Here is a 9,689-nt window from a genome sequence, read left to right on the forward strand (position 1 = left end):
CGAAGGTAATCGTCACGTGGTCAGCCTTGTTCGGGGCCTTTTCATACGTGTTGGTGTGCTTGAGGAATTCGTACTTGTGCTCCTGTTCCGGGAATTCCAGAACGCCACCTTCGTGAGAGAGGTGCCACAGGTTACCATCTTCGGAGTAAATCTTCTTCTTGCTGATGCCGTTCAGCGGAATCTTGTGGGCAGCTGCGTAGTCGATAGCGTCTTCGCGGCTGTGGAACGTCCAGCGCGGGTCCTTCCACGGAGCGATGACTTCGAGCTTCGGGTTGAGTGCAGCGTAGGTCAGTTCGAAACGGACCTGGTCGTTACCCTTACCGGTAGCACCGTGAGCAACAGCGTAAGCGCCTTCCTTTTCGGCGATCTTTACCTGGTACTTAGCGATGAGCGGGCGAGCAAAAGACGTACCGAGGAGGTAAGTGCCTTCGTACTTTGCACCGGCGCGAACGGTCGGCCAAACGTATTCTTCAAGGAATTCCTTCTTGAGGTCGAGAACGTAGCACTTGGAAGCACCGGTCTTGAGAGCCTTTTCTTCGAGAGCCTTTGCGTTCGGGAAGTCATTCTGGCCGAGGTCGGCAGCGAATGCAATCACTTCGACGTCGTAGGTTTCCTTGAGCCAAGGAATGATGATGGAGGTGTCAAGTCCACCGCTGTAAGCGAGGACGACTTTCTTCTTGGATTCTGTTTTAGCCATTTTGAATGTCCTTTAAGAAAATTTTTTTAGACGGAATAAATGTAGTAAAAAAGTGGTTAGTGGTTAGTGATTAGTAGGAAGTTAGAAGTTTGCAGCGTCATCCTGATGACCAAAGGGAGGAAGGATCCAGTAACGGTTTACAACCCTAAGCCCTTAGCAATTACTTAAACTGCAACTGGATCCTTCGGCAAAGCCTCAGGATGACAATCCTATCACCTCAGGATAATGCAATCCAAACACCTCAGGATGATGCGATCCTAACACCTATCTTTCGTCTAACTCACCTATCCGTAAACTTTACAGCAAAGGGGAAGCGTCTGTGTTCTTTCGTTCGCACAAAGCGGCCCAGCAAATCGAAATAGCGTATATGCAATCTTTCGTGAATCCTGCTGATTGCAGATTTTCCAAAGCGGTGTGCAAAGGTACGAATTGCCGTCGTCGATTGGTTAGACTTTATCGGTAACGCAGGGTCAATTTCACGAACCGTCACGAACTTGTAAAACGGATGGTCGTTATCGGTACGCATCAAAACAACTCCACCGCCATTCAAAATAGCATCATACGCATTTTCAAGACCGTTATAGTCCTTGCAGCCTTCAATCATCGCGGCCCCGTAGCTCGCTCCCGACCAATCTCGACCGGCATCTTCGGCAACGCCGACAAGTTCCCATTTACCAGGCGGAGTCGCATTGCTCGTCGAGTCTATATAAAGTTCCAAGCGAACCGTCGATTCATCTTTATTATAGACAATGTATTTCATGCCAATCCACTTGTTCAAAGGCAGCGGTTTTCCGCCCCAAAGCGGATCTTGCTTGCCCACGCCCGAACCGCTGCGGTAATAGCTTCCGGGATGTTTCCATTCCTTTTCGAAATCCCACTTTCCATCATTGCGGAACCGTGCGTAATACGTGTTCGCATCGCAGTTATTGCCACCGCTAGATGCATGCCCAAGAGCACCGCTGCGCACACCGACCACCATGCCACCGTAATCAGCTCCGCCCATTTCATTTCGCATAAAATAAGCAGTATATTCCGTATTCAAAAAAAACTGATTCTTCTCGGTCCAGCTAATTTGTCCGTTAATATGGAATCGAGGACCGTTCCCCAGCATCTGCATCACGCCTTTGCCATCAACTTTAAAGCCGCCTTCATCGCTGCTATGGTCGTCCGTCCACTGCAAGGGATCTTCTTCATCTCCCGACCAATCGGAAAAAGTACGTTCGTGGCCGTTCGCCCAATGTTCCGAGGTCCAAGAAACAGACCCCGCCTTTGTCTCAAAAAACTTCTGGAATCCAAAAACATCTACAGATTCTTCGGCAAAAGATGCAACGGCACAAGCGCAAAACATCCAAAACACTTTCATTCGATTTGTCATCGACCCAACCTTTAAAAGCCAAAAAAAAAGTTGTCCTTAAAAATAAAAAATCTATTAAAATTGCGGACTCCATTTGCAGAATTTTTAGGGAGAAAAAGATGTCGCAAGTTTGTTCCCACAAGGGGATTCCTTACGATGATGCTACGAAAAACATCTTCTTTTTAAATGCAAACACCTCGCCCACTCCTATCTCCCATTCATTTTTTTCTATTTTCAACTCCATGAAGATTTCGGACAGAGCACTTGGCTACATATCTCTTTTCGTATTTGCATGCATTTTTAGCGGCATTTCTTTTGGCATGTGGTCCGCCCACCAGAACGTACACCAAACAGCCATTGTCGATTTCAAGGAACTCGGCTCATTGCAGCCCGAAGACCCTGTTGTCGTCCGCGGCTACCGCATTGGAACGATTGGTCAGGTCACATGGCTTAAGGACCGTTCACGCGTTCAAGTCAAATTCAACGAACCGCTTACGCTCCGCGAAGGTACGCAATTCAATAACGTCAATTACGCTCTCATGGGGCAACGCCGTCTCGAAATCATCCCCTCGAAAAAGGGAACCATCATGCCCGCAAATCACGTGTTCGAAGGGCATTTTGAGCCGGGAATCGCAGAGACTTTACGATTGATCGAAAACGTCAACGAAGAGCTGGAAACCATTCGAACGATGGTGCTTTTGCTAGCCCAAGGCGATTCCACACACAAGTCAGCAACACAAGTTTACGAAGAAGCGATGTATTCCATCGAGAATCTTTTCGCCCACACCGAAAAGACCGTCGAGACACTCGGCCCCAAATTGAACAAGCTATTCAAGCAAGTGGACAAATCGAGCAAGGTTTTGACTAAGACAACACTTAAAGCGGATACGGCCATCAAGACCGTCACGGCAGCAGTCAACGAAAAAGTCTCGCTTGTCGATTCCGTCATCGTCACCATTTCGGAAAACGCCCAAAAGGCCAATCAAATTATCACGAACATCGAAAAAGGCATCGACGACGAAACGCTTTTGAAATCTAAGGAACTTATCGAAAACATCAACAACCTCATTACGGGTCTGAACAAAGCTATCGCTGCTATCGACACTAAGGATCTGGGCTTCAAAGATGAAAACGGCAAACCGATTCACCTCATCACGTGGAAGAACATGAACATCATCGGCGACAATGCCAGGGATAAAGCCCGCAAGCGCCTAGAAGAAGCCAAGGCCCAACAAGAACAGAAAAAAGCGGGCAAGTAAATGGACTTATCGAACCTGCCCGGACTCGGCCCCAAGAGGCTTGAAAAGTTACGCAAGTCTGGTTTGAATACAGTTGCCGATCTTTTATACAACATTCCGCGCACGTATCTCGACCAAACTAAAGTTTCTAAAATTGTGGACTGCCACGACGGCGACCGCGTTGTCTTGATCGGAATTATCACGCGGGCTGGGATTGTCAAAGGACGCATGTCGCGTTTTATGGCGGTCCTCACAGATGGAACCGCCGAGATTTCGCTTTTGTTCTTCCGAGGCACACGCTTTATCTCGAATCGCGTCAAGCCCGGCACACGTTGGCTTGTATCGGGCGTTGTCGGTTCGTACCGCGGACTCCAGCTGGTACATCCGGACATGCAGCCCTTCGACGAAGGCGAAGCCTTCAACGGACAAATTCTCCCCGTCTATCCGATTAGCGAAGTTTGTCGCGAAGCAAAGATGGAACAGCGGTTCTTCCGCAATTTGTACAAGACGATTTTCAACTTTCCGGGACTCACGCTTCCCAACGCTTGCCCGCGAGAGCTCACAGATTACTTGCATTTTGCACCGGTGATGGACAACCTCCGCACGATGCACATGCCGAAAAATTTCGATTCCATCTACAAAGCAAAACGTGAACTCAAGATTCTAGAGTTGCTTCCGTTCTGCCTGCGCATGGTGAAACGCCGCGAAAATCAGAAGATTCGCGGGCACGAAAGGCAAATTGACTTGGGCAACGTAATGGTGGCCAAAGCCCGCCTACCGTTCCAGTTGACCGCAGGGCAAGACGCAGCACTCAACACGATTATCGACGGGCTCAACGGAAAAAAGCAATTCCACGCATTGTTGCAAGGCGACGTGGGTTGCGGAAAAACGGTCGTCGCGATGCTTGCAATTATGGCTGTTTGCGGAGCTGGCGAACAATGTGCGTTGATGGTGCCGACCGACATTCTCGCAAGGCAGCACTACAAGTCGCTCAAACCTTTCTTTGACGCAGCCGGAATCCGCGTACACCTGCTTGTCGGTGCAACATCTGCCGCCGAAAAGAAAGTCATCTTGGGCGAACTCCAGATGGGACTCTGCAACGTCGTCATCGGAACGCACGCACTCTTCAGCAAAGACGTATTTTTTGCAAAACTCGGATTCGTCATCATTGACGAACAACATAGATTCGGCGTAAGCCAACGCGAGGCTTTACTCGCCAAAGGCGACTATCCCGACATGCTCGTGATGAGCGCGACTCCGATTCCGCGAAGCCTCGCCATGACGTTGTACGGAGACTTGAAAGTCATCAGCATCAAGGAAAAGCCCGCCGGACGCAAACCCATCAAGACACGCCTTGTCAACGCTGCAAAGCGTGAATCGATGAAACAGTTTATCTGCAAAGAAGCGGCTAGCGGAAATCTCTGCTACTGGATAGCAAGCCGCGTGAACGCCGATAGTTCGACAGGCTCACCAACCGGTGGTTCGGGCGCTTCGGCAAGCTCAGCAACCTTATCGTCAACAGATTCAACAGCAAGCGACGGAAGTGCTCGCAGCGTCGATGACATCGTGAACGAAATGCGATCCTTTATCGAAGCCTTCGGACACGCCGATCCAAACATCGCAAAACTCAAAGTCGCTGGTGTCCACGGTCAAATGGACGACACGCAAAGAGACGAAATCATCAAACAATTTGCCGCTGGCGAAATCCAGATTCTTGTCGCGACAACAGTCATCGAAGTCGGCGTGAACGTCCCTGCCGCAAACCTCATGGTCATCGACCAGCCCGACCGTTTTGGACTTGCGCAGCTCCACCAGTTGCGCGGGCGCGTCGGACGCGGCAATCAAGCCGCATGGTGCTTCTTGATGGTCCCCGAAGGCGATGCCGCCGATACAAGCATGGAACGCCTATCGCAGTTCGCCGCCACCGAAGACGGCTTTGAAATCGCGGAACTCGACTTGAAAACACGCGGAGCCGGAAACCTCGAAGGCAACGAACAAAGCGGAGCCTGGGTGTTCCGCTGGTTCGACTGGATAGCCGACCAGGAACTCATTTCACAGACGCTCGAACGCGCAGAGCACATATTAAAAGACGGCTCCGCCTTTAGCGAAACCGCAAAAGAAAAAATTCAAACCTGGTACAACGAAAAGCCCTCCGCCAACGAAGACGGAGTCCATTAAATCTAAAGTAAACGAGTCATGGTGCCAATCACCAAAGCGACCAAGACAACATTCAAAAAGAACATCGCACGGCGTACAATCAAAAAGAAAATCGCCTGCCAATGAAAAATGTGATCCGTCGGGTTAACAAGTTCCTTTGCAGCCAAGAACACATTGATAAGCCCCGTCATGACAAGCATCAAAGCCCCGATATAATAACCATCTTTCCACACAAGGACTGTAAGCGCGGCACCGGCAATCATGGCGATTATACCGATGATAATTTCAACACGCAAAAAAATATTCTTGACAGCGCGGGCCCTTTTTTGGCGGTCCGTGCGAACATTTTCTTCCGATTTTTTTTCTTCGTTTTCTGCCATAAGTCCGCCTTTCTTCAAAATTCATTTATAAAAAAGAATTTTAAAGTGAATAAGAGGTCGTTATCGAGTAATGCGCTTCACCTTTACGTGCACCATTCAACGGGAAACTCACATCAATTTTGTTGATCAAACGGGAAATAGACTTTGTCTGAGCCAATCGAACGCCCAAACCCGCCACATAAACTAAATCCTTGCGTTTAATATCCGTCACGCGAGAAGCCGTCTCGCCCACGCTTCCAAACGCAACAACAACAGGAGCAAGCGTCAAAATTTCGACATTCGGGAACCAACGTTGTTCCAAGTTCCCGTAAACGCGAGCCTGCCCTGCATAGAACCCCGTTGGGAATCCCACAAAGCCATCGGAACCGCCAAGCGTCAACTGGTGACCCAGTTTCGCGTCATCATACAGATCCAGCAACCCCGACAAAGCCGTCGAAAAACGATTGCTCGGATGGAAAATATATTCGCCACTCATGCGTCCATAAAAATCGCGACGTTTGCCGTGATCCAAATAGAAATACATGTAGGACTTGAGCGTCAAATGATGACTTTCACGCCCCAAATAAAGGTTCGTCCAAAAATCTAAACGGATATCGTTATCGGCAGCTCCAAGTTGTTCATAATTCTTCGAAAGTTGAGCCTTGACGGAAAATCCTTTGTCAATATCTTCCGTCCATTTGACGTTATGCAAATTCTTGATTTTTTCGTAACGTATGTTGGAATACATCACATAAAAACCGAGACGGGAATCCTTGCGTTCCGGCACCCATTCGTTATACGCGCTAGCCGAATCAATCGCATAAGCCTTTTCGCCGTCCGTGAACAAATAACGCAGCACTTGGCCCTTATCAGCCGTCATACGTTGATAATCGTAAGTCGCCCCCAAATAAAATTTACGCTGCGTACCGCCAAAAGAACGCGTCAAATGGAAACTCAACGAATCCGAAATAAAGTCTTCGATACGGATAAGTTCAACCGTCTTTTTGCCGTTGAACAAAGGAAGCGAATCTACCGATTTTTTCGGTTTGACTTCGACCGCTCCACGCGGAAGTTCACCACTCCCGTAAATGTAATTGAAACGCTTGTTCTTCAAGCCTTCAAGCGTGTAAGCCCACTGATTCATGCTACGGCTGAGGAACGGCACATACATTTTCCAACTAGCAAGGTAACCATCCGTATTATAGCTGTACAAGAAATCCAAATGGTTGTAGCGGAAAAGGAAATGCGGGTCGCCATACTCCACTTGCAACATGTTACGGAACTCGTCATGGCCGTAGTAGAATCCGAGCTTCTGCCCTAGCCCAAGGAAATTGCTCTCCTGAATGCCGATACCGAATATCATGTTCTTGTACTTCCATTCGCTACCCGAAAAACCAAAGCTCAGAGGAATCGTAAGCGTCCAGTTGTCGCTCGTCTTTACATCCACGACATTCTTGCCGTTTTCGCTTGCCACGGAAATATTCGCATCCGAAAGGAACTTCTGGTCGCGCAAGAACCGTTCCGCTTCCAAAAGCAAGTTCAAGTTGACCAAGTCGCCCTTGTCAAAAAGCAAAAGCTTGCGGACCGTCGCCTCGCGAGTCTCGATATGCACCCAGTTCAAAATATCGTACGCCCAGCGGTCATACTTCGTGTGGGCACGCGAATCGTCAAAAGCATCGCCGATATGGTAACGAATATCATCTACGCGAAAGACCGCGGAAGAATCAACCGATTCAGAAGGAGCGTTCGCAGAATCAACAGAAGCAACGTCTGCAGCAAAGGATGCAGACGCAAGGCACAGCAAACAAAATACAATTTTTTTCACGGGGATAATATACAAAATTAGAGAAGATCGGGAGAGTGAATTTAGACAAGAGATACTTAAAAGCCTAGCAGCAACATCAGCCCGCCTCCGGGTTCGCTAAAGTTTATCGTCGGAGTAACACGGAGTTTCCATTTTTCAGCTTGTTGGTTATACGTCGAAACCTTTTCAGATGGAGCATCATGAGCAAATACGGAAACCACTAAAGTCGCTAGCGAAACCGCCAAATACAAGCCACCAGTCACCATTAAACCTCCGCCAACGACTTTACCAATTCCCTTTACTACTTTATTGTCAAAATCCGGGAAAAACAAAAGTGCCCCCATTCCTGTTGACAAAGCACCCATTGTTAAGCCATAAATAATCACACCGGAACGGGAACGAGATTCCGCTCTTTTGCAAGAATCGGCCCAAGCTTTATAAACCGCAGAACTATCAGCAAGAGGTTCCGAGCCATAAACGCGAGCAAGCAACTGTTCCTGCGTCTCGTTATCGCCAATTTCTTCCGAAACAGGAAATACATTTTCAGCACAACCGCGCACAACAATAATATTTGCAGGAGATTTTTCACGTCCTACATAAACAGTATCGACATCAGGAATTGGCGACGGATCATACGCCGCGAAAGAGCATACCCCACATACAAGCAACAGAAGAATAAAATGCCGAATCACAAATCCTCCGAACCACTTAAAAACAACTGCGAAAAAAATTAACGAGTTACATCAAAAGCAAATCTATACCCGTAAGTCTTTAATTTTTTGATTATAGGGGCAATATCTTTCATCAGTACGTCTTTTTCAAAAACAAGCGTTATGTTATTTGGACCATGAGCATCAGCAAGTAGTCTTAAAACCTTATCCTCTTTTTTACCTAGCATATTTCCAATTTGGCGATCCACCCTCGAACGGACATCCTCAATAAACTTCCACAAATCATTTTCGTCATTAAATGTATAGAAGTTATAACCGTCAAACCGGCCACCTTTATTGAAAAAAGTTTCATTCAAACTGACGACATAGGCGATGCCATCATCTTTACGATAAAACGACAATAACAAATCCAAAGTTTCATGATCTTCAACGCACTATCTATCCTTAACATCTATATCTGACATTTCATCAAGCGATAACCTTTGACGGTTACGCAAATACTTATATCTTAACCCCATCATTTGTCCAACAATAAGACCGCACCACATATAGTCAACTGTAGGAATACTTAACTGAAAAACATCCTTATAATTAGCCCCAATCGCAATATCAAATACCGAATACCCACAAAAGAACATTGAAGAGAAAGCTTTATAGAAATCCCCATAAGATAGATTTCCATCCACATGTAATTTGGCAAAAACAAATCCATCCCCAGGCTCACCGCGCCTTAAAGCATCTTCTTGAAACTTCGTCCTTACCCTGCATACTTCTTTATGAAGAGGCTTGTCAAAGACATCATCAATAACGGAAATATCGGTAGCGGTCTTGCCGATAACCGTTCCATTCAGCAAATACTCTTCCGTGTTGACATCGAGGATTATTTCATCCTCTTTCAATGTCTCGAATTCCTTTTTGGCGCTGTCGCAGGCCGCAAGGAGGAAAAGGGAAAAAAACAGGATGTATGCGGAAAGTCTAGTCATTTGTATGGAATATACAAAAAATGCCAAATCGCGACAAAGAGCTGTTAGGGGTAGGGATTAGGGGTTAGACATTAGGAACGCGAGGGGAAACGTATCCGCAATGGGATTCGCTCCTTTGCGTCATCCTGACGCCGAAGGCGGAAGGATCCAGTAACTGTTAGGGAGTAGGTTGTAGGGATTAGGTATTAGGATCGCAAGGGGAAACGTATCTGCAATGGAGACCGTGCAAGCCGGTCCCCGCCTTCGCGGGGATGACAATCGCGGGCGGGAACGTATCTGTAATGAGTGACACTTCTGCGAGGGGAACCGTATCTGCAATGGGTACAGTGCAAGCGGGTCCCGGCACGGGGGCCGGGATGACAATCGCGGGCGAGAACCGTATCTGCAATGGGTACAGTGCAAGCGGGTCCCGGCCCTTCGACAAGC

Annotated in this window: 10 protein-coding genes; 2 read left to right on the forward strand and 8 right to left on the reverse strand. The window is 47.7% G+C overall.

Annotation, left to right across the window (positions count from 1 at the left end):
* The coding region (locus tag IKG78_RS11040) for an argininosuccinate synthase domain-containing protein (protein ID WP_290943342.1) at positions 1-697 on the reverse strand (697 nt) is incomplete at its 3' end.
* A gap of 280 nt (positions 698-977) precedes the next feature.
* Positions 978-2,060, reverse strand: a complete 1,083-nt coding sequence (locus IKG78_RS11045; protein WP_290943344.1) for a hypothetical protein — start codon at positions 2,058-2,060, stop codon at positions 978-980.
* Positions 2,061-2,170: 110 nt separating this feature from the next.
* On the opposite strand from IKG78_RS11045, the gene IKG78_RS11050 reads away from it, so the two are divergent.
* Together IKG78_RS11050 and IKG78_RS11055 are read left to right on the forward strand one after the other, a co-directional pair.
* Complete coding sequence (locus IKG78_RS11050) at positions 2,171-3,310, forward strand: MlaD family protein (RefSeq protein ID WP_290943346.1); 1,140 nt, start codon at positions 2,171-2,173, stop codon at positions 3,308-3,310.
* Positions 3,311-5,467 (forward strand): ATP-dependent DNA helicase RecG, encoded by a 2,157-nt coding sequence (locus IKG78_RS11055; protein ID WP_290943349.1) that lies wholly within the window; start codon positions 3,311-3,313, stop codon positions 5,465-5,467.
* A gap of 2 nt (positions 5,468-5,469) precedes the next feature.
* Here the strand turns inward: IKG78_RS11055 and IKG78_RS11060 are convergent, their stop codons facing one another.
* The 6 genes from IKG78_RS11060 to IKG78_RS11085 all read right to left on the reverse strand — a co-directional run.
* Entirely contained in the window at positions 5,470-5,826 is a 357-nt protein-coding gene (locus tag IKG78_RS11060; RefSeq protein WP_290943351.1) for a hypothetical protein, read from the reverse strand.
* A gap of 40 nt (positions 5,827-5,866) precedes the next feature.
* Positions 5,867-7,630, reverse strand: coding sequence for a hypothetical protein (locus IKG78_RS11065; RefSeq protein ID WP_290943353.1), 1,764 nt, complete (start codon positions 7,628-7,630; stop codon positions 5,867-5,869).
* Positions 7,631-7,686: 56 nt separating this feature from the next.
* Complete coding sequence (locus IKG78_RS11070; RefSeq protein WP_290943355.1) at positions 7,687-8,301, reverse strand: hypothetical protein; 615 nt, start codon at positions 8,299-8,301, stop codon at positions 7,687-7,689.
* Positions 8,302-8,339: 38 nt separating this feature from the next.
* The gene (locus tag IKG78_RS11075; protein ID WP_290943357.1) at positions 8,340-8,693 is read right to left on the reverse strand and encodes a hypothetical protein; all 354 of its coding nucleotides are present in this window, start codon (positions 8,691-8,693) and stop codon (positions 8,340-8,342) included.
* Positions 8,694-8,714: 21 nt separating this feature from the next.
* A complete protein-coding gene (locus tag IKG78_RS11080) occupies positions 8,715-9,263 on the reverse strand; it encodes a hypothetical protein (RefSeq protein ID WP_290943359.1) in 549 nt (182 codons plus the stop codon).
* Between the two features lie 178 nt (positions 9,264-9,441).
* Positions 9,442-9,689 (reverse strand): hypothetical protein (locus tag IKG78_RS11085; protein ID WP_290943362.1); only part of this gene is annotated, 248 nt, incomplete at its 5' end.

The organism is Fibrobacter sp., from assembly GCF_017545445.1.
In the GTDB taxonomy this organism is placed as follows: Bacteria; Fibrobacterota; Fibrobacteria; order Fibrobacterales; family Fibrobacteraceae; genus Fibrobacter.

Excerpts from the sequence above, each read along its gene's own strand:
- IKG78_RS11045 (WP_290943344.1), bottom strand. The coding sequence starts at position 2,060 with ATGAAAGTGTTTTGGATGTTTTGCGCTTGTGCCGTTGCATCTTTTGCC.
- IKG78_RS11050 (WP_290943346.1), top strand. The coding sequence starts at position 2,171 with ATGTCGCAAGTTTGTTCCCACAAGGGGATTCCTTACGATGATGCTACG.
- IKG78_RS11055 (WP_290943349.1), top strand. The coding sequence starts at position 3,311 with ATGGACTTATCGAACCTGCCCGGACTCGGCCCCAAGAGGCTTGAAAAG.
- IKG78_RS11060 (WP_290943351.1), bottom strand. The coding sequence starts at position 5,826 with ATGGCAGAAAACGAAGAAAAAAAATCGGAAGAAAATGTTCGCACGGAC.
- IKG78_RS11080 (WP_290943359.1), bottom strand. The coding sequence starts at position 9,263 with ATGACTAGACTTTCCGCATACATCCTGTTTTTTTCCCTTTTCCTCCTT.